Source organism: Mycobacterium sp., assembly GCF_965277065.1.
Taxonomy (GTDB): Bacteria; Actinomycetota; Actinomycetes; order Mycobacteriales; family Mycobacteriaceae; genus Mycobacterium.
Map to the genome: position 1 here is coordinate 14,807 of NZ_CBDIBT010000015.1, position 20,273 is coordinate 35,079.

General features: G+C 65.0%; 21 protein-coding genes and 2 riboswitches. Of the genes, 19 read left to right on the plus strand and 2 right to left on the minus strand.

Features of this window, described 5'->3' with window-relative positions; all coding sequences use genetic code 11:
- The first annotated feature begins 328 nt into the window (after positions 1-328).
- On the plus strand, positions 329-481 hold the full coding sequence (locus tag ACQY5A_RS04200; protein ID WP_428339129.1) for a hypothetical protein: 153 nt from the start codon (positions 329-331) through the stop codon (positions 479-481).
- Positions 482-508: 27 nt separating this feature from the next.
- Here ACQY5A_RS04200 and ACQY5A_RS04205 read toward each other — a convergent pair whose 3' ends face one another.
- On the minus strand, positions 509-703 hold the full coding sequence (locus ACQY5A_RS04205; protein WP_428338421.1) for a ferredoxin: 195 nt from the start codon (positions 701-703) through the stop codon (positions 509-511).
- A 144-nt stretch (positions 704-847) separates the two neighbouring features.
- Here ACQY5A_RS04205 and ACQY5A_RS04210 point away from each other — a divergent pair, with 144 nt between their 5' ends.
- The 16 genes from ACQY5A_RS04210 (at position 848) to ACQY5A_RS04285 (ending at position 18,378) form a co-directional block, all read left to right on the plus strand.
- Positions 848-2,029 (plus strand): cytochrome P450, encoded by a 1,182-nt coding sequence (locus ACQY5A_RS04210; RefSeq protein ID WP_428339130.1) that lies wholly within the window; start codon positions 848-850, stop codon positions 2,027-2,029.
- Between the two features lie 461 nt (positions 2,030-2,490).
- The gene (locus tag ACQY5A_RS04215) at positions 2,491-2,790 is read left to right on the plus strand and encodes a PE family protein (RefSeq protein WP_428339131.1); all 300 of its coding nucleotides are present in this window, start codon (positions 2,491-2,493) and stop codon (positions 2,788-2,790) included.
- A gap of 168 nt (positions 2,791-2,958) precedes the next feature.
- Complete coding sequence (locus ACQY5A_RS04220; RefSeq protein ID WP_428339132.1) at positions 2,959-3,255, plus strand: WXG100 family type VII secretion target; 297 nt, start codon at positions 2,959-2,961, stop codon at positions 3,253-3,255.
- 43 nt (positions 3,256-3,298) lie between these two features.
- The gene (locus ACQY5A_RS04225) at positions 3,299-3,583 is read left to right on the plus strand and encodes a WXG100 family type VII secretion target (RefSeq protein WP_428338374.1); all 285 of its coding nucleotides are present in this window, start codon (positions 3,299-3,301) and stop codon (positions 3,581-3,583) included.
- Positions 3,584-3,673: 90 nt separating this feature from the next.
- On the plus strand, positions 3,674-4,585 hold the full coding sequence (locus ACQY5A_RS04230) for an ESX secretion-associated protein EspG (protein ID WP_428339133.1): 912 nt from the start codon (positions 3,674-3,676) through the stop codon (positions 4,583-4,585).
- 175 nt (positions 4,586-4,760) lie between these two features.
- Positions 4,761-6,275 (plus strand): type VII secretion integral membrane protein EccD, encoded by a 1,515-nt coding sequence (eccD, locus tag ACQY5A_RS04235; protein ID WP_428339134.1) that lies wholly within the window; start codon positions 4,761-4,763, stop codon positions 6,273-6,275.
- Positions 6,253-8,019, plus strand: coding sequence for a type VII secretion-associated serine protease mycosin (mycP, locus tag ACQY5A_RS04240; protein WP_428339135.1), 1,767 nt, complete (start codon positions 6,253-6,255; stop codon positions 8,017-8,019). Before eccD ends, mycP begins: the two co-directional genes overlap by 23 nt.
- A complete protein-coding gene (gene eccE, locus ACQY5A_RS04245; protein WP_428339136.1) occupies positions 8,016-9,188 on the plus strand; it encodes a type VII secretion protein EccE in 1,173 nt (390 codons plus the stop codon). Before mycP ends, eccE begins: the two co-directional genes overlap by 4 nt.
- A 4-nt stretch (positions 9,189-9,192) precedes the next feature.
- A complete protein-coding gene (gene eccA, locus ACQY5A_RS04250; RefSeq protein WP_428339137.1) occupies positions 9,193-11,025 on the plus strand; it encodes a type VII secretion AAA-ATPase EccA in 1,833 nt (610 codons plus the stop codon).
- Positions 11,026-11,131: 106 nt separating this feature from the next.
- A riboswitch (M-box (ykoK) riboswitch) is annotated at positions 11,132-11,316 on the plus strand.
- A 197-nt stretch (positions 11,317-11,513) separates the two neighbouring features.
- Positions 11,514-12,698 (plus strand): PPE family protein, encoded by a 1,185-nt coding sequence (locus ACQY5A_RS04255; protein WP_428339138.1) that lies wholly within the window; start codon positions 11,514-11,516, stop codon positions 12,696-12,698.
- A gap of 269 nt (positions 12,699-12,967) precedes the next feature.
- A riboswitch (M-box (ykoK) riboswitch) is annotated at positions 12,968-13,152 on the plus strand.
- 281 nt (positions 13,153-13,433) lie between these two features.
- Positions 13,434-13,733: a PE family protein gene (locus ACQY5A_RS04260; protein WP_428339139.1), complete on the plus strand. Its 300-nt coding sequence runs from the start codon at positions 13,434-13,436 to the stop codon at positions 13,731-13,733.
- Positions 13,734-13,746: 13 nt separating this feature from the next.
- The gene (locus tag ACQY5A_RS04265; protein ID WP_428339140.1) at positions 13,747-15,000 is read left to right on the plus strand and encodes a PPE family protein; all 1,254 of its coding nucleotides are present in this window, start codon (positions 13,747-13,749) and stop codon (positions 14,998-15,000) included.
- A 94-nt stretch (positions 15,001-15,094) separates the two neighbouring features.
- On the plus strand, positions 15,095-15,832 hold the full coding sequence (locus ACQY5A_RS04270) for an MgtC/SapB family protein (protein WP_428339141.1): 738 nt from the start codon (positions 15,095-15,097) through the stop codon (positions 15,830-15,832).
- 47 nt (positions 15,833-15,879) lie between these two features.
- On the plus strand, positions 15,880-16,827 hold the full coding sequence (locus ACQY5A_RS04275; RefSeq protein ID WP_428339142.1) for a sterol desaturase family protein: 948 nt from the start codon (positions 15,880-15,882) through the stop codon (positions 16,825-16,827).
- A gap of 139 nt (positions 16,828-16,966) precedes the next feature.
- Positions 16,967-17,563, plus strand: a complete 597-nt coding sequence (locus ACQY5A_RS04280) for a LysM peptidoglycan-binding domain-containing protein (protein ID WP_428339143.1) — start codon at positions 16,967-16,969, stop codon at positions 17,561-17,563.
- A gap of 143 nt (positions 17,564-17,706) precedes the next feature.
- Positions 17,707-18,378, plus strand: a complete 672-nt coding sequence (locus ACQY5A_RS04285) for a hypothetical protein (protein WP_428339144.1) — start codon at positions 17,707-17,709, stop codon at positions 18,376-18,378.
- On the opposite strand, the gene ACQY5A_RS04290 is transcribed toward ACQY5A_RS04285, so the two are convergent.
- Complete coding sequence (locus ACQY5A_RS04290) at positions 18,375-18,821, minus strand: nitroreductase/quinone reductase family protein (RefSeq protein ID WP_428339145.1); 447 nt, start codon at positions 18,819-18,821, stop codon at positions 18,375-18,377. The two genes, ACQY5A_RS04285 and ACQY5A_RS04290, sit on opposite strands and share 4 nt — an antisense overlap.
- Before the next feature lie 109 nt (positions 18,822-18,930).
- On the opposite strand from ACQY5A_RS04290, the gene ACQY5A_RS04295 reads away from it, so the two are divergent.
- Entirely contained in the window at positions 18,931-19,653 is a 723-nt protein-coding gene (locus ACQY5A_RS04295; protein ID WP_428339146.1) for a TetR/AcrR family transcriptional regulator, read from the plus strand.
- Between the two features lie 100 nt (positions 19,654-19,753).
- Positions 19,754-20,257, plus strand: a complete 504-nt coding sequence (locus ACQY5A_RS04300; RefSeq protein ID WP_428339147.1) for a VOC family protein — start codon at positions 19,754-19,756, stop codon at positions 20,255-20,257.
- Positions 20,258-20,273 lie beyond the last annotated feature (16 nt).

The window sequence follows — 20,273 nt, forward strand, 5'->3', positions numbered from 1 at the left end:
TCTCGATCATGGCTTGAATATGAACAGTTGGGGGATATTCGGAAGCGCCGGGAACGGTGGCGTAGGTTTCCGCTAGGTGAACAAGCGCGGTCTGGGGCTGGAGGGTACGTGGCACAACATGCTGAGTCATCCGGCTCGCTGGCCCTCTCACAGCGACCCCGGGGCGCCACCCGCACGCACCCGAGGAGCGTGGACGGATCGCCGTCGCTCACTGCAGCAGGTGTTCTGCCGCAGCGCCCCCCGCAGCCCGCCGAAATAGCTCAGGCACGTGTGTTCGAGCGGCTCCTCAAGGCCGAAGGCGCTGAACTACAGGAGCTCGCGAATCGCGTTGCCGCAGACAGACTACCAGCAATCCGGGACTGACGACTCCCGGGCGTCCGACGAGTTGGCGCTGCTCAACGCGCGCATCGACGAGGTCCACGGTCTGCTGCACACATTGCAACAGCGTTTCCCGCACTCCGCGCCGGACGGTGACCGTTAGCCGGCGTGAACTAGCCTGCCTGTTCGGTCAATCCTCGTCCAGGATCAGCGCCATCTCCGGACAGGACGCCACCCCGTCGCGCGTGGCTTGCGCGTCCTCCGCCGAAACCTCGTGCTCTTCAAGAGTGGAGTAACCAGAATCATCGATCGGGAAGATCTCGGGGTCAACCGCATAACACTGGGCGTGACCAACGCACCTCGACTGCTCGACTCGAACCTTCACGACGGCCAGTCTATAAAGACATGTCGGACATCGTCGCTCGAATCGGCACCCGCCAGCGCGGCCGAGCCACATACCATGTCTACCGGCGCCGACCCGGCACGTTACCGACGTCACTGAACGAACCGACAACGAGAGATCAGGTGCATGAGCTCCATCGATGAAAGCCTGTACGGCAAGGGCTTTCACCTTCCCCGGCTCGATTACTTCTCCCTGCCGATGGCCGCTGACCGTGGTGCCGGCTGGAAGGTCCTGCGCGATGCCGGGCCGGTGGTGTTCATGAACGGCTACTACTACCTCACCCGCCGTGAGGACGTGTTGGCGGCATTGCGTAGTCCCAATGTTTTTTCCGCTCGACTGGCGCTTCAACCGCCGGGAAGCCCAATTCCGGTGATCCCGTTGGGGTTCGACCCGCCCGAGCACACGCGGTACCGCAAAGTCCTGCAGCCGTTTTTCAGCCCGCACGGGTTGAGTAAGTCACGACCGGTGCTGGTTCGTCACGCCGGCGACATGATCGACGCCATCGCCGGCCGCGGCGAATGCGAGGCGATGGCAGACCTCGCGAAGACGTACCCCTACCAGGTTTTTATGGACCTCTACGGTCTCCCGTTGGAGGACCGGGACCAATTGATCGCCTGGAAAGACGCCGTGCTCTCCGACGACCTCTATGCGTCCATGGAGGACATCGCCCCGGCGGCGCAGGCCATGTACAAGTACCTGACCGACGCGATCCAGTACCGCCGGGAAAATCCGGGCTCGGACATGTTGTCCACCGTGATGCGCAGCAAAGGCAACTTCACCGATCTCGAGTTGCTGGGCATGAGCCACCTGCTGATCCTGGCGGGGCTGGACACCGTGACTGCGGCGATCGGCTTTGCCCTGTTGGAGTTGGCGCGCAGACCGCAGTTGCGCGAACAGCTCCGCGACAATCCGAAGCAGATCAGGGTCTTCATCGAAGAGATCGTGCGCCTGGAGCCGTCGGCGCCGGTCGCGCCCCGGGTACTCACCGAGACCGTCGTCGTCGGTGGCATGACGTTGCCCGCGGGCTCGTCGGTGTTTCTGTGCATGGCTTTGATCAACCGGGACGGCAGCGACGCGATCTCCACCGACGAGCTCACCATGGACGGTAAGGTGCACCGGCACTGGGGATTCGGCGGGGGACCGCACCGCTGCCTGGGTTCTCATCTCGCGCGCATGGAGCTGACCGTGATCGTCGACGAGTGGCTGAAGCGAATCCCCGATTTCGAGCCGGCGCCCGACTATCAGCCCGAAATCAAGTTCCCCAGTAAGACTTTCGCGCTCAAAGAGTTGCCGCTGCGTTTCGGCTGAGCCATATCCCGCACCCGCGATCAGCCGGGTGCTTCGCCGGTGCCGGCTCGGTCGGCCACCTGGTGGTCGCTGTGCTCCGCTCTGCGCGATCGGCTCGTCGAGCACGACCCTCGGTGGCCGCGCGGCAAGAAGGCGCGTGCGCGGCGTTATCCGCGTTTAGATTTTTTCGCCCTATCGGAGTGCGGTGCCCTCCACAGCTCCGCGACCTGCTATAGCGCCGACCAGAATGCGGGGGCCGATGCCTGACCGTGATAACGACGTTTCAGCACTTCAGGAGACCTTTCGAGCTGCCGATCGGCGCCCGCGGTGTGAGGCCTGTTACTTAGCTGTTACCGCAGATGAACAGTTGTTGCTCCCGGGTGAACAGTTGCAAACACCTGGTCTTGACCGCAGCGCCGGGCGAAACCCGCGTCTATTCTCATGCACGGATAGATTGGCAAACCAACCTGGAGGATGCCGACATGTCGTTCGTGACCACCCAGCCGGAGGCCCTGTCGGCGGCAGCCACCAGCCTCCAGGGGATCGGCGCCGGACTGAACGCTCAGAACGCGGCCGCGGCGGCCCCCACCACGGGCGTGATTCCGGCTGCGGCCGATGAGGTTTCAGCTCTGACCGCGGCTCAGTTCGCGGCGCATGCGCAGCTCTACCAGGCGGTCAGCGCCCAAGCAGCGGCTATTCACGAAGCCTTCGTCAACACGTTGGGAACCAGCGCTGGTTCCTACTCAGCCACCGAGGCTGCCAACGCAGCCGCCGCCGGCTAGGCGTGTCGTCGATGAAGACCGTCCCACTGTGGTGCCACCTCCAGTGGTTACCAGTTAGCGGGAAAGGGGGGTTCAGCCGTGTGTTCCAAGTCGGCGGTTACCTCCGGTAACCCGTCCGACTAGCACGTTCGTACCAATCAATCACTACACAAGCAAGGAGATACGTAAGTGCCTACTCGTTTTATGACTGACCCGCACGAGATGCGGTCGATGGCGGGCCGTTTCGACGTGCACGCGCAGACGGTGGAGGACGAGGCCCGCAAGATGTGGGCGTCTTCGCAGAACATCGCCGGCGCCGGCTGGAGCGGTACCGCTCAGATGACGTCGCACGACACTATGGGCCAGATGAACACCGCGTTCCGCAACATCGTCAACATGCTGCACGGTGTGCGTGACGGGCTGATCCGCGACGCCAACAACTACGAGGCCCAAGAGCAGGGCTCGCAGCAGATCCTGAGCAGCTAACTCCGCTCGCAGCGTAAACTCTTACAACCAGGAGGACAGATACATGTCGATCAGTTACCAGTTCGGTGATGTCGACGCCCACGGCGCGATGATCCGTTCCCAGGCCGCTTCCCTGGAGGCCGAGCACCAGTCCATCGTTCGCGATGTGCTGGCTGCCGGTGACTTCTGGGGCGGCTCGGGTTCCGTAGCTTGCCAGGAGTTCATCACCCAGTTGGGTCGGAACTTCCAGACGATCTACGAGCAGGCCAACAGCCACGGCCAGAAGGTGCAGACCGCCGGCAACAACATGTCGAGCACCGACTCCGCCGTCGGCTCCAGCTGGGCCTGACAGCAGTCAACGCAGGGCGCGGCAGCACACCGATACAGGTGTGCTGCCGCGTCGTGCAATAACAGCGAAACACCTAGATGAGAGAAGCGAATGGACCAGAGCACACGCACAGACATCACCGTCAATGTCGAGGGATTCTGGATGCTGCAGGCCTTACTGGACATTCGCCACGTCGCACCCGAATTGCGCTGCCGACCATTCGTCTCCACGGATTCCATGGACTGGCTCAACGAGCATCCGGGTATGGCGGTGATGCGGGAACAGGGCATCGTGGACGGCGAGACGGTTAATGAGGCGGTGGCCGCCCGGATGCGCGTTCTGGCCGCGCCGGACCTAGAACTCGTCGCATTACTGTCCCGCGGCAAACTGCTCTACGGGGTCAAGGAAAAAGAAGAGGGAAGCCCCGAGGAGCAGGTCGGTTCGCGCGACATCCCGGACAACGAATTCCGCGTGCTGCTGGCGCGTCGCGGCCAGCACTGGGTCTCGGCCGTTCGAGTCGGCGACGAGATCACCGTCGACGACGTTGCCATCGCGGACACCACCTCGATCGCGACCCTGGTGTTCGATGCGCTCGAGTCGATCCACCACGCCGAGCCGGCCGCGATCAACGCGGTCAACGTGCCGCTTGACGAAATGCTCGAAATCACGAAAGCCTGGCAGAGTTCCGGATTCAACGTCTTCTCCGGCGGAGATCTGCGCCGGCTCGGAATCAGCGCAGCAACCGTGGCCGCTCTCGGCCAAGCACTGTCGGACCCGGCTGCCGAGGCTGCGGTCTATGCCCGCCAATATCGCGACGACGACAAGGCGCCCAGCGCCTCGGTGCTTTCACTCAAAGACGGTTCGGGCGGCCGGATCGCCATGTATCAGCAGGCGCGCACCGCAGGCTCAAACGAGGCCTGGCTCGCGATCTGCCCGGCCACCCCTCAGCTGGTGCAGGTCGGGGTGAAGACCGTGCTGGAAACCCTCCCCTATGGAGAGTGGAAGACGCACAGCAGAGTTTAACTATTCGTTACGCAGTTAGCGCGCACGCCAAAGATTTTCAGGGCAGCATTTACCAAAGATGCGGATGCCGCCAAATGCTCTTAGGATTTGCTCAACAATTGTGACGCGATGTCACAATTCCACCTAGCGAGGCAACACAGATGGACCCACAATTCGTCGACAGAGGGGTGCAGCGATGACCGCAGTAGCTGAGGCTCAACAGCCTGGCACAGAGGCACTTTCGTCGCCGCAATCGGCCGTGATCGGCATCATCGCCGGCGAGGGCGTGCAGATCGGTGTCCTGCTGGACGCCAACGCCCCGGTTTCGGTAATGGTCGACCCACTGCTGAAGGTCGTCAACGTCCGACTGCGGGAATTGGGTCTTGCGGCACTGGAAGCCAAGCAGCGTGGCCGGTGGGCCCTGTGCCTGGTCGACGGCTCGCCACTGCGCGCCACCCAGTCGCTCTCCGAGCAGGACGTCTTCGACGGCGACCGATTGTGGCTGCGGTTCGTCGATGACACCGAGCACCGCTCGCAGGTCATCGAGCACATCTCGACGGCCGTTTCGGTCAACCTCAGCAGGCGCTTCTCCTCGATCAACCCGACGGTGGCCATTCAGGTCGGCGCAGGGATGGTCGGGTCCGGAGTCGTGTTGGCCTCGCTGTTGCTCGGCTGGTTCCGGTGGCACCACGACTCATGGGTCCCGGCGCCGTACGCCGCGGTGATCTCGGTCCTCGTGTTCACCGTCGCCATGCTCATCCTCGGCCGCTCCCACACGGTGCAGAACCGGCGCGCCGGCGACATCCTGCTCTGGAGCGGACTCGCGCCGCTGGCGGTGTCGGCGGCATCGGCGCCTCCCGGCCCGGTCGGCTCGCCGCACGCGCTGATGGGTTTTGCCGTCACCACTGTCGCCGCGCTGCTGATCATGCGCTTCACCGGTCGCCGACTGGGCACCGGAACGGCGATCGTCACCGTCACGTTGGTCGCGACTTTCGCCGGCCTCGCCCGGATGGCGTTCGACACCGGCGCGGTCACCATGCTCACCACGATCCTGCTGGTCTGCGTCTTCGGTTACCACAGCGCTCCGGCGCTGTCTCGCTGGCTGTCCGGCATCCGGTTGCCGGTCTTTCCCTCGGCCACCAGCCGCTGGGTGTTCGAGGCCCGTCCCGACCTGCCGACCACGGTGGCGCACGGCGTCGACGGCGGTCGTCCGACCTTGGAAGGCCCCGCCTCCATCCAGGATGTGGTCCTGCGGGCAGAGCGTGCGCGCTCATTCCTGACCGGGCTTCTGGTCGGTCTCGGTGTGCTGACGCTCGTCTCGCTGGGCGGAGTTGCCGATCCCCGCACTCACGACCGCTGGCTGCCTCTGCTGCTGGTCGCCAGCACCGCCGGATTCCTGATGCTGCGCGGGCGGTCCTACGTAGACCGTTGGCAGGCCATCATCCTCGCGGTCACCTCGATCCTGATCGTCGGCGCGGTCGTGGTGCGCTACTCACTGGTGCTGTCCTCGACCGCCGCTGTGGCGGTGACCGCCGGCGTGGCAGTGCTGCTGCCCGCGGCGGGACTCATCGCCGCGGCGACGGTGCCGAACACGATCTACAGCCCGCTGTTCCGCAAGCTCGTGGAATGGGTCGAATACCTCTGCCTGATGCCGATCTTCCCGCTGGCATTGTGGCTGATGAACGTCTATGCAGCGATTCGCTATCGGTAGTCGTCGACTGCGGCCGCTTCGCGCGGCCGCAGTCGCCGGCACCACACTGATCGTCGCGACGATCGCGCTGTCCGGTTCACCGGCCTACGCGATCAACCCGCCGGCGATCGACCCAGGCGCTGTCCCGTCGGACAGTCCGCCCGGCCCGGGCGCCGCCACGAAGCAGAATTCGTACTGCACCGAGGTCGGGGTGCTACCCGGATCCGACTTCCGGGTGCAGCCGAAGTACATGGACATGCTGAACCTGTCCGAAGCGTGGAAATTCGGCCGCGGTGCCGGGGTGCGGGTCGCTGTCATCGACACCGGCGTGACCCCGCACCCACGGCTGCCACACCTGATTCCCGGTGGCGATTACGTGATGGGCGGTGGAGACGGACTTTCCGACTGCGATGCTCACGGAACGCTCGTGGCGTCGATGATCGCTGCTTCGCCAGGAAGTGATGGGGCACCCGGCGCGCCGGCACCCCGGCGGCCACCACCGGTTCCCACCAAGGAACCGCCGCCGGTGGCGCCGCCACCGCAGACGATCAGCGTGGCCCCGCCGCCACCGCAGACCATCACCTTGGTTCCGCAGGCGCCGCCGTCGGAGAATGGTGAGCCTGCTCCGGCTTGTCCGTGGTGCCCACCGGGGCAGAAAGCGGGTGGAGCCGCCAGCCACGACCGCGGCAAGACCGTGCTGCCGAGTTTGCCCGGCAATGGCCATGGGCAAGTCGTCTCGGTGGATTACCCCCGACCGGCCGCGCCGCAGCCTCCGCTGGATCCGCCACCGCCGCCGGCGCCGAGTGACGCGTACAGCGGCATTGCCCCCGACGTCGACCTCATCTCAATTCGCCAGTCGAGCCAGGCCTTTGGGCTCAAGGATGCTTACACCGGCGACGAGGATCCGCAGACTCGGCAAAAGCGGGACACCATCTTCACGATGGCGCATGCGATTGTGCATGCCGCGAACATGGGTGCCCAGGTGATCAACATCTCGCAGGTGTTGTGCATGAGCGCACGCAGCCTCATCGACCAACCCGACCTCGGCGCGGCGGTCCGGTACGCGGCGGTCGACAAGGACGCCGTCATCGTCGCGGCCGCGGGTGACACCAGTCAGCGTGACTGCAAAGAGAACCCGCTAGTCGATCCGTTGCATCCCAACGACACTCGTGACTGGAACGGCGTGACCACCGTGGTGACTCCGTCGTGGTTCAGCGACTACGTCCTGACCGTCGGTGCGGTGGACTCCTCCGGCCAGCCGATGGACAAGCTGAGCGTCGCCGGGCCGTGGGTGTCGATCGCAGCGCCCGGTACCGATGTGATCGGTCTCTCGCCTCGAGATGACAACCTGATCAACGCAATCGACGGTCCGGACAATTCGCTGCTGGTGCCGTCCGGGACCAGCTTCTCGACCGCGATCGTGTCCGGTGTGGCTGCTCTGGTGCGGGCGAAGTACCCGACGCTCTCCGCACACCAGATCATCAACCGGTTGACGCGCACCGCGCGAGCACCTGCTCGCGGCGTCGACAACCAGATCGGCTACGGGATCGTCGACCCGGTGGCCGCGCTGACCTGGGATGTGCCCGAAGGGTCTGTCCTGCCGAAGGATTCGGCGAAGCCGTTGAAGCTGCCCCCAGCTCCTCCTCCGCGCAACATGGCACCGGTGTGGGTCGCTGCCGGCGGGTTGGGTGGAGCGCTGCTGCTGGCCGGTCTCGTCTTCGGCGGAGCCGTCCTGATGAGAAAAACAGCCGGGAGACAAGAATGAAGGCACAACGCGAGTACGGGCTGTCGCTTTCCTGGGCGCGAGTCACCACAGTGTTCTTGATTGACGTCGCGCTGCTGGTGGTTGCGAGTCACCTTCCCGATAACTGGCAGGCCGACCGCAACCTCACGCTGTGGATCGGTGTCGGCTTGGTGGTGATCCTGACCGTCGCCGCACTGCTGACCAACGGGGGAGTGCCCGTCTCGTCGGCTCCGATCGCCCGGGTCCGTAACTGGTACGCGGACCCGGAGGCACTGACCGTCGGTTGCACGCCCGCGGTCGACCACCGCCGGCAGTACAGCCGGGACACAGTGGGCATCCGCGAGTACGAGGGCCAGCTGATCGCGGTGATCGCCGTCGATGGTGTGGGAGAGGCCGGCCGGCATCGCCACCGCGACGCACTGGCGACCACCATTCCGTTGGAAGCCGTGGTGACGTCGTTGCGGCAGTTCGACGTTCGTCTTGAGAGCGTCGACATCATCTCGGTCGGCACCCGTCATGCCGCCAAGGGCGTCAAGTCAGCGGTCAGCGATGACTTCGGCGGCGACCGGCGCCCCATCGAAGAGCGCAACACCTGGCTCGTGCTCCGGATGGACCCGCAGCACAACGTCAGCGCCGTCGCTGCCCGCGACTCGGTGGCCTGCACCCTGGCCGCCGCCACCGAGCGACTGGCCAACGACCTCGACGGTCGTAGCTGCGTGGCGCGGCCGCTGACCGCCGACGAGATCGTGAACGTCGACGAAGCTGTCCTGGCCGGGCTCCAGCCCGCACACGTCCGGCCGTTCTGGCGCTATCTGAAGACACCGGACGGTTTCGTGACCAGCTTCTGGGTTTCGCCCGGCGACATCACCAGCGAGACGCTTGAAGAACTGTGGCTCACCGACGCCGACACCACCGTCATGACAATCCGCATCATCGCGGAGGGTCATGAGGCAGACGTGTCGGTGTGGGTCCGCTACCACAGCGACAAGCGCCTGCGGAAAGAAGCTTTCAGCGGCCTGAACCGGCTTACCGGGCGTCAGCTCGGTGCGGTGGCCGCCAGCCTGCCGGCGCCGACGTCACGCCGCCCACTGCCGATGCCGAGCCGCACATTGGGCCACAGCGAGGACATCTTGGTCCCGGTTGGCGCGGTGGCTGGGCAACAGGTGAGCGGTTTGGAAGCCCTACGATAAAAGGATGACGCGACCGCAAACCAACGCGACGGACTCCCGCAACGCAATGGTCGCGGGGCTGTTGGCGTCCGGGATATCGGTCAACGGCCTTCAGCCCAGCCATAATCCGCAGGTGGCGCTGCGGATGTTCACGGCGGCCACCAGCCTCGACCCGCAGATGTGCGACGCCTGGCTCGCCCGCTTGCTGGCTGGCGACCAAGGCATCGATGTGCTGACCGGGGCATGGCTATCGGTGAAGACGTTCGGCTGGGAGATGCGCCGCTTGGGCTTGACGGAACTGGAGTTTCGCCCTGAGGTCTCCGACGGGATGTTCCTCAAGCTCGCAGTCACCAGCGTCGAGTCGCTGACCGCCAGCTACGCGGCCGCCCTGACCGAGGCAAAGCACTTCGCCGAAGCGGCCGAGCTGCTGGATTCGATCACGCCACGGCACGCCTCCGACGAGGAACTGGTCAAGTACGTACGGGGGCTGCTGTACTTCCGCACCGGCCGTTGGCCGGACGTGCTGAGCCAATTTCCGCCGGGCGCGGGCTGGCGTCATCCTGAGCTCAAGGCTGCCGGGGCCGCGATGGCCACCACCGCACTGGCGTCGCTGGGGGTGTTCGAGGAGGCAACCCGTCGCGCGCTGGAAGCGATCGAGGGGGATCGGGTGCCCAGCGCGGCCAACGTCGCGATGTACACCCAGGGCATGTGCTTCCGCCACCTCGGCCGCGAAGAAGAGGCCGTTGAGTGCCTGCGCCGGGTCTACTCACGCGACGCCAGATTCACCCCGGCACGCGAGGCCCTCGACAATCCCAGTTTCCGCTTGGTGCTGACCGACCCGGAAACCATCGAGGCCCGGACGGATCCGTGGGACGTGGACAGTGCCCCCACCCGCCAGGAGGCCGAGGCCGCCCGGCATTCGGAAATGGCCAAGAAGTATCTCGACGAGGGCGATGCCGAGCTCAACGCGATGCTCGGGATGGATCAGGCCAAGCGGGAAATCAAGCTGATCAAGTCGACAACCAAGGTCAACCTGGCCCGCGCGAAAATGGGTCTACCCGTGCCGGTGACGTCGCGCCACACGCTGCTACTCGGGCCTCCCGGTACCGGCAAAACGTCCGTGGCGCGGGCTTTTTCAAAGCAGCTGTGTGGTCTGACCGTGCTGCGTAAGCCGTTGGTGGTGGAGACGAGCCGCGCGAAGTTGTTGGGCCGCTACATGGCCGACGCGGAGAAGAACACCGAGGAGATGCTCGAGGAGGCGCTGGGCGGAGCCGTCTTCTTCGACGAGATGCACAACCTGCACGAGAGCGGCTACTCCACCGGCGACGCATACGGCAACGCGATCATCAACACCTTGCTGCTCTACATGGAAAACCACCGCGACGAACTGGTGGTCTTCGGAGCCGGCTACGCCAAGGCGATGGACAAGATGCTGGAGGTCAACCAGGGTCTGCGACGCCGGTTCTCCACCGTCATCGAGTTCTTCAGCTACAACCCCAAGGAGCTGGTCGCGCTGACCCAGCTGATGGGCAAGGAAAACGAGGACGTCATCACCGACGACGCCGTCGAAGGTTTGCTGCCGGCCTACACCAGGTTCTACGACGACGAGACCATCTCGCCGGAGGGCGATCTGATCCGCGGCATCGACACATTAGGCAACGCCGGGTTCGTCCGCAACGTGGTGGAAAAGGCCCGTGACCACCGCAGCTTCCGCCTCGACGACGAAGACCTCGACGCGGTGTTGCATAGTGATTTCGACGAGTTCAGCGATGACCAGCTGCGCCGGTTCAAAGAATTGACCCGCGACGACCTCGCCGAGGGGCTGAGCGCAGCGGTGGCCGAAAAGAAAATCGACTAACGCCGCCGTATTTCGGCGGAGGCGTGGATAAGTCTTTACAACATCCTGACGGCCGTCTCTTGACCAGGCGGGACGCCACTGCAAGTATCAGTTCACACAGACGTTACATGCACCTCGCTAGGTGAGGCGTCTGCACGGACATAGGCCACTGACCTCGAACGTCGAAAGACGCCCAGGGTCAGGACAGCTCCTCCCGGCTTAAGGGTTGAGCCCAAGTGGCTTCCGGCCTTTGATTTGTTGAGGGCCCGGATACGCCGTGCAGTGCCAAAGCTCCGGCGAGAGGGGTGCTCTCCGGCCATTGAGTCGGGCAATGCTCCTCTTCTTTGAGCCTCCGCACCGGTGCACTTGCCGGAGGAGGTGGATCACCGGACATCGGTTCACATCGGGGACAGGTCATGTCCTCCGCGAGGACACAGCCGGGTGTTCGCCCGCAACGGCGACCGGCATTCAATTTATCGCAGGTCTGCGAGTTAAGAGGTTTTGCTGCAATGGATTTCGGAGCTCTATCACCAGAAATCAACTCGGGCCGGATGTACTCCGGTCCTGGCTCGACACCGATGCTGGCCGCAGCGTCAGCGTGGGACGCACTGGCCGCCGAGCTGAGTTCAACGGCAACCACGTACGGTGCGGTGATCAACAGCCTGACCGAGGGTCCCTGGCTGGGACCGGCCTCGGCAGCAATGACGGTCGCCGCGTCACCATATATTCGATGGATGAGCGTTACCGCCGCTGAGGCCGAGCAAACCGCTGACCAGGCCAGGGCTGCCGCGGCGGCGTACGAGGCAGCTTTTGCAGGGACGGTGCCACCCGGGATCGTCGCGGTCAATCGCACGCAACTCGCGGCGTTGGTGGCAACCAATGTCTTGGGCCAGAACACCGCCGCGATTGCGGCCACCGAGGCGCTGTATGGCGAAATGTGGGCTCAAGACGCCGCGGCGATGTACGGATACGCGGGCTCATCGGCGGTCGCGTCTACCGTGACACCGTTCAGATCGCCGCCGGAGACCACCAACGCGGCCGGCGCAGCCAGCCAGGGCGGCGCCGTCAACCAAGCCGCGGGTGCGTCGTCGAGCGTGGGTGCGCAGTCCGCGCTGTCTCAACTGGTTTCTACCGTGCCACCTGCGCTGCAGAGCCTCGCATCGCCAGTGCAGTCCGCGGCTCTCCCGGCTCTGCAGCCCGGAGATGTAACGAACCTGTTGTCCAACCTTGCCAGCAGCTCGTTCACACCGATGTCGGTGGCCGGTATAACCCAGGTCGGCGCGGATCTATCCGTCATCCGCGCCCTCAGTGCGACCGCGGTTCCGGGTGCAGGTGCCTCCGGTGTGGCCGCTGAAGGAGTAGCCGCTATGGGCGCGGTTGGGCCGTCGGGCGCAGCGAGTTTGGGCAGCGCGCCGGTGTCGGCGGGCATCGGTCGAGCGACTCTCGTCGGGACGATGTCGGTGCCGCAGAGCTGGGCTGCGGCCGCCCCCGCCGCCAGCCCCGCAGCTGCGGCGTCGCCGACGGAAGGCTGGTACAACCCGCCGGGAATCGAGGAGGTGTCTGGCACCGCGGGAGCTCCCGGCATGCCGGGAATGCCGATGGCCGGTGCCCCCGGCGGACGCGGCTGGGGTTTTGCCGCCCCCCGCTACGGGTTCAAACCCACCGTCGTTGGCCGTCCACCAGCTGCCGGGTGAAAGAGGGGAGCTGTGCCACCACGACCGGAATGAGACACCGAGGCTGGCATCGCGTTCGACGCGCCATCCCCAGTGTGCAGAACCCAGTCCGCGGTAACCTTCTGGGAGCCGCTTGCTTTGAGGTGCTTATGCCTTGGTGAAAGATGATTTCTCACAACTGATTTCGACCGCGGAATAGGTCAGGCAACCACATGTAACACGCTGATGCCGAAGCTCATTTGCGCGCGCGCAATTGACTCCCGCCGATCTTGGTGGAACTATGACCGAAGCAAGCACCTCGCTAGGTGAGGCGTCTGCACGGATATAGGCCACTGACCTCAAATGTCGAAAGACGCCCAGGGTCAGGACAGCTCCTCCCGGCTTAAGGGTTGAGCCCAAGTGGCTTCCGGCCTTTGATTTGATGTAGGCCCGGATACGCCGTGCAGTGCCAAAGCTCTGTCGAGAGGGGTGCAGCGACCGGCTCGTCTGGCCGGACTCGCTCCGTCCCGCGTGCACCGTGTCGGCACCCCTGTGTGCCCTGACCGCGAGGAGGTGTGGCGAAGTGAATCGCAGTGACAGTCCGTATCCGAGACCGGTGATCGTTTCGTCCGGACCCGGCCTCGGCGTCCTCTACTCCTACTGAAACGGCGCTCGCCGCTTCAATTACTCACGCGCGCTGAGTTTTTCATACGCGTGTTCGCTTGTTGTGCCAAGGCACAGGTGCCGCTTCAGCCTGCCCTCGCTAAGGAGAATCCAATGACTTTCGTAACGACGCAGCCCGACCTGCTCGCGGCAACAGCCGGCCAGCTGACCGGTATCGGCTCAGAACTGGCGGCACAGAACGCTGCCGCGATGGCACCAACGAGGGGCGTGGTGCCCGCAGCAGCCGACGAGGTATCGGCGTTGACCGCTGCACAATTCGTATCGCAGGCCGCGATGTATCAGGCGGTGAGCGCCCAGGCTGCCGCGGTGCACGAGCTGTTCGTCAGCACTCTCGGCGTCAGCGCCGATTCTTACGGCGCCACCGAGGCCGCCAACGCGACCTCGGCGAGCTGAAAGGAGTGCCACGATGACTGCATCGTTCGACTTCGGCGCATCCCCGCCGGAAGTCAACTCCGCCAAGATGTATGCCGGACCGGGATCGTCGTCGATGCTGTTCGCCGCGTCGGCGTGGAACGGCTTGGCATCGGAATTGCGCTCGCAGGCAGCCAATTACAGCTCGATCATTTCGAATCTGATCGGCGAAGGCTGGCAGGGTCAGGCATCGACGGCGATGGCGGCTGCGGCCGCGCCGTACACGGCCTGGATGAAGACGACCGCCGCACAGGCCGAGCAGACCGCCGGTCAGGCGACGGCGGCCGCGGCGGCCTACGAGGCGGCGTACGGGATGACCGTGCCACCGCCGCTGATTGCGGCCAACCGGACTCAGCTGGCGTCGTTGGTGGCGACAAACGTGCTGGGGCAGAACGCTCCGGCGATCGCGGCCACCGAGGCCCACTACGGCCAGATGTGGGCTCAAGACGCAGCGGCGATGTACGGCTATGCCGCGCAGTCATTTTCGGCGACCAAGGTGCCGTCGTTCAGCACTGTGCCACAAACCACGGCGCCCGGGGCACTCGCCGGGCAGGCGGCCGCGACGTCTGAGGCCACCAACACCAGCACGCAGGCGGCCTTGTCGCAGATGACCGCAGCGGTACCCACCGCGCTCCAGGGCATGGCCTCCCCGGCGGCAACCACTTCGTCGTCGACCTCCGCGCTGTCGGAGCTCGAGGGCCTGCTGAGCGGCGGCTCGTCAGGCAACTCCCAGCTCGACAGCTTCTGGAGTGCCTGGGGACCCAACGCCAATGTCTGGAACACGTTGACCTCCACCGGTGCCATCAATCCGTTGCAGGCAGCGCAGATCGTCACCAGCGCCGGCTTCATGAATCCGGGTGCGATAGCGGGAAATGAAGCGGTGAAAGCATTTTCACCGTTGGGCGTGGCAGCAGGCCCGGGCTCGGGCACGTCAGGGATGTCGGGCACAGCCGGGCTCGGCGCGGCTGGCTCCTCGATGTCGGCGGCCGCCGGCCAGGCCGGATCCATCGGGGCGTTGTCGGTGCCGCCGAACTGGACCGCGGCGGCACCGTCTTCCGCGACCCCGATCGCGCCGGGACTGGGAAGCACCCCGTCGGCGGCGGCGCCGCCGGAGGTCGCGGCGGGCGTGCCGGGGGTCGCCCCGAGTGGTGCCGCCGTCGGCGCCCGCGCCGGTGCGACCGGCGGAATCTTGGACAACCGGTTCCTGATCCGGCCGCCGATGGTCCCGTCCTGGGCCGCGGTCGGGTAAGTACCACAACGTGTTTGAAAGCAATGAACGCTAATCGGGTCGGCGTCGGCCACACTGGTAAGCGCCCCGGCCCGGGGGAAAGGAAGGCCGCGTCATGCAGACGTTGACTATCGCGGAGTTCACCGTACGGCTGGGGGTGGGCCTTGGCTGCGGCGCTCTGATCGGAATCGAACGGCAATGGCAGGCACGACGAGCGGGCCTGCGCACCAACGCGCTGGTGGCCACGGGCGCGACGCTGTTCGTGCTGTATGCGGTCGCGACCGGCGACAGCAGCCCCACCCGCGTGGCGTCCTACGTCGTCTCCGGAGTCGGCTTCCTCGGTGGTGGCGTGATCCTGCGCGAGGGCTTCAACGTGCGCGGGCTCAACACCGCGGCGACCTTGTGGTGTTCGGCCGCGGTCGGCGTGCTCGCGGCCGGCGGGCATCTGGTGTTCGCGCTGATAGCCACCGGCACCATCGTGGCGATCCACCTGTTGGGGCGGCCCCTGGGCCACCTGATCGACCACGGCGACAGCGTGGTGGAAGAGGACGAGGACGACCAGCCGTATCAACTGCAGGTGATTTGTCGGCCCAAGTCCGCGAAGTATGCCCGGGCTCACATTGTCCAACACACCGGTGGCGGGGGAGATCGCCTGGTGTTGCGCGGCATTCGCACGGGGCAAACCAGTGACGACAGCGTTGCGCTGACCGCGTACCTGCTCAGCGATGGCCACGCGCCGGCTCGGCTCGAGCAGCTCGTTGCGGAATTGTCACTGCAGGAAGGTGTTCAAGCGGTGCATTGGTACGCCGGCGATGGGGACGAGCCGATGCCACGGGCGCCCCTCACGGACTAGGCGGCGATTTTCGCTAGACCGGTCGGCGACGTCGTAAAGTGTTCGACGTGAATGCGATCGCCGGGTTTCTATCCGTGCTGCCGGATCAGATGCGTGACCCGGTTTTGTTCGCAATTCCGTTCTTCCTTCTGCTGTTGATTCTGGAGTGGACGGCGGCGCGCAAGCTCGAAAGCATCGAACGAGAAATGGGCGCCCACACCGATCGTCCCGGCTCGGGTGCCTACCTGGCCGCCGACTCGTGGGCCAGCATCCGGATGGGACTGATTTCGGTGGCCACCACTGCGGCGTGGAAATTCCTTGCCGTACTCGGCTACGCCGCGATCTACGCCTACGTAGCTCCCGTGCACCTGGCGGCGACGCGGTGGTACACCTGGGTGATCGCGATCCTCGGTGTCGACCTGCTCTACTACTGCTATCACCGCAGCGCACACCGGATTCGGCTGATCTGGGCGACCCACCAGGCGCACCACTCCAGCCAGTACTTCAACTTCGCCACTGCGCTGCGTCAGAAGTGGAACAACAGCGGCGAAATTCTGATGTGGATTCCGTTGCCGCTCATAGGAATTCCACCTTGGATAGTTTTCTGCAGCTTCTCGGTCAATTTGATTTACCAGTTCTGGGTACACACCGAGCGAATCGGCAAAATGTGGGCGCCTTTCGAATTCATCTTCAACACGCCCGCGCATCATCGTGTGCACCACGGCATGGACGCCGAGTACCTCGACAGGAACTACGGCGGGATTTTCATCGTCTGGGACCGCCTGTTCGGGACCTTCCGGCAGGAGACGTTCCGGCCGCATTACGGGCTCACCAAGCAGGTGAACACGTTCAACGTCTGGAAACTGCAAACCCACGAATATCTCGCTATCGCCCGGGATTTCCGCTCAGCGGCGCGTCTGCGCGACCGGCTCGGCTACGTGTTCGGGCCGCCTGGTTGGCAGCCCCCGTCTGCCGTCCGGCGTGACGCCTCGGCTCCCTCGTCACCGTCACGCTAGGCGCAGGCGCGATGGTGAGCGCTTGTTCATTCTGCGTTTTGATTAGAGCGAGCCGAAAGCCCCCGAGGCTAAGCCAAGATCAGTAAGTTCGACAGTGAGGCCGGTATCCGCCTGCCGTGACCAGGAGAAGGGAATTGCTGTGGGAGACACTCTCACCGAGGGGCAAAAGCTTGTCAAAGGTGAATCGCTCACCTCGAGCAACGGGGCCTACACGCTGACGTTGCAAGACGACGGGAACCTGGTCCTGGCCGCGCGCGGCCACGCGATCTGGTCGTCGGGCACCAATGGCGAAGACGTGGTCCGTGCCGAGGTTCAGAGCGACGGCAACTTCGTTCTCTACACGGGCGACAAGCCGGTGTGGCACACCGACACCAAGGGCAAGAAGAACGTTCGTCTTGTCCTGCAGGACGACCGCAACGTGGTGCTCTACTCGGCCGACGGAGCCGCGTGGTCGACCAAGACCGAGACCGACGCTCCGCCTCCGCCCGAGCCGGAAGCCGCCGCGCCTGCCGCTGAAGAAGTGCACGTCGACAACGCGGCCGAGCAAGACCCGGCCCCGGCCCCCGAGCCCGAGGCCCCGGCCGCCCGGACCTACACCGTGGAGTCCGGCGACACGTTGTGGGCCATCGCCGAGCAGTTCTACGGCGACGGCAACAAGTACCAGATCATCGCTGACGCCAGCGGCATCCCCAACCCGGACCTGATCCAGCCGGGACAGGTTCTGACCATTCCTTGATCGCGAGAGGGAGCGCGTCGGCCGCTAACACGGCCGGCGTGCTCTTAACCGATCCCTTCAAAACGCTTACCTCGCCCAACGTTGGCTAGGTAGCCTAAAAGTTGGCCGGTGGGGCGCTGGCCGCGAAGGATCGGAGCAAACGGGTGGGGGGTCCGGCAATTCGTGCTTTTGGCGCGCTGGTCAGCGCTGTGGCCGTGACGGTGTGTGCTCCCGTCACTGCCCACGCCGATCCGGTTCCGGTTTTCCCCGGGATGGAGATCCATCAAGGCACCCACCTGTGCACCCTGGGTTACGTGGATCCCCGCCTGCGGGTGGCTTTCAGCGCGGGGCATTGCCACAGCGACGGCCCGGTGTTCGACAAGGACAACAAGGTCATCGGCAACGTGGCCACGTTTCGCGACAACACGCCCAACGGTGCGTTCGTCAACACCGACCAGGAAATCGCCGACTACGAGTCGATCGTGCTGGCTCCCGACGTGACGGTGAACAACATCTTGCTCGGCGGACGCATCTTGGTGTCCGATCCGGGATTGGTTGTCACGCCCGGCGAACCGATCTGCCACTTCGGCGTCGTCACGGGCGAAAGTTGCGGGACCGTCGAAGCCGTCAACAACGGCTGGTTCACCATGGGACACGGCGCGATCAGCCAGCAGGGCGACTCCGGCGGGCCGGTCTACCTCACCAGTGGCCCCGGGCCCGCCCGGATCGTAGGCCTCTTCAACAGCGTCTGGGGCGCCTTCCCGGCGGCGGTGTCGTGGCAGTCGACGACCCAACAGATCCGCCAGGACGTCGGCGTCGGCGGTCCAGCGATCTAGGCGTCGGCCGTCAGCGCGAACACCGGTATCGACGGCGCCGCGGCCCTGAGCTGGTCCTCGTCGGAATCAGGAGTCAGCCCGGCGATATGGCCTTTAACCTCCCAGTACCACCTGCTCAGGTAGCGCGTGAGTAGCTCCGGCTTCGCGGCGTCGGCCACCTCGGTCGCCCGCAGGCTGCGACGACGCCAGATCGGTCCGACCTCGACCACGCCGGCTGCCCGAACGTTGCGCGCCCACTGCGTGTTGCCCCGCGTTGCGACCAGATAGTCGACATCACCGACCGTCAAGACGTTGACTACCACGCTGCGAACCCGGCCTGACGTGCGGCCGCGCACTCGCAAGGCCCGAGTTCCGGCGATGCTGATGCCGGCATCGGCCAGCCAGCGGATCAGGGTACTGGCGGTCTTCGCCGCACCGTGGGGTTCGTCGTATCTCACCGGCATGACATGTCCTTTCTCATCGTTTAGAGAGCGCTGCTCTCTTGAAGCTGAGCCTGACACAGCGCAGCCCGGAAAACAAGAGCACTGATCTCATTCGTGCGAGACTTGGACGATGCCGAAACGACGCGACTCGCGCGAGCGCATGGAAGCGCAGATCATCGAGCTCGGTCGGCGTCATCTGGTGGCGCACGGCGCGGCCGGTCTGTCACTGCGCGCGATCGCGCGCGATCTAGGCATGGTGTCCTCGGCGGTCTATCGCTACGTCGCCAGCCGCGACGAGTTGCTGACGCTGCTGGTTGTCGACGCCTACTCCGAGTTGGCCGACGCGGTGGATCGCGCCCGCGACGACGTGCCGGACGCGTGGAGTGACGATGTTGGCGCGATCGCCCGCGCAGCACATGGCTGGGCCATCGCCCACCCGGCCAGCTGGGCACTGTTGTACGGCAGCCCGGTGCCGGGGTATCACGCGCCGGCCGAGCGAACGGTCGGCCCGGGGACGCGGGTGATCGGTGCGATGTTCGACGCCGTCGCAGCCGGCATCGCGACCGGTGACATCAAGCTGACCAATCACCATGCGCCGCAACCGATATCAGGTGACTTCGAGCGGCTACGGCAGGAATTCGGTTTCGCCGGCGACGACGCCGTTATCGCCAAATGTTTCACGATCTGGGCCGGTGTGATCGGCGCGATCAGCCTCGAGGTGTTCGGACAGTTCGGCGCCGACACTCTGAGCGACCCGCAGACCGTGTTCGACACCCAGGTCCGACTACTGATCGAACTGTTGACCCACACCGATGCCGACCCGGCTCCGTTCAGCGTCGCGCCGCAGAATTAGAACGTGTTCATCGGTCTCCTTGGGCGACCACGCACCCGGGAACGGCAACATCAAACCGCTGGTTCCGGCAGCGGCAGAGGCTGGGTTATTCTGCGTGACGATGAGCCACACCTTCGGATCGCCGGTCCAAACCGCCTGGGTGACGCACAGCCTGGACACCACCGAAAAGGCTCTCACCGGCCTGTTAGGGGTGAAGAAGTGGGTGCGCCTGCCCGACGTCCACTTCACTCCGGACGCTTGCAGCTACCGCGGCGCGCCCGCCGATTTCATCGCCAGCATTTCGCTGAGCTATCTCGGCGACATGCAGCTCGAACTTATCGAGCCGGTCAGCGGGCCTAATATCTATAGTGACTTTTTGCACGACAGCGGACCGGGTCTGCACCACATCTGCGTGGAGGCCGACACCTTGGAGAGCTTCGAAGCCGCACTGGTCTCAGCCGCCGAGCAAGGAGCCTCTGTGCCGCAGCAGGGCGTGATGCCTGGCGGTTTGCGATTCGCGTATCTGTCCGCCCCGCAATACGGGGTTCCGTTCGTGGAGATCGCGCACGTCTCACCCGAGATGCGCCAGTTCTTCGACTACATCAAGCAGGAGCAGCGCCAATGAGTCGCGCTGACGACGA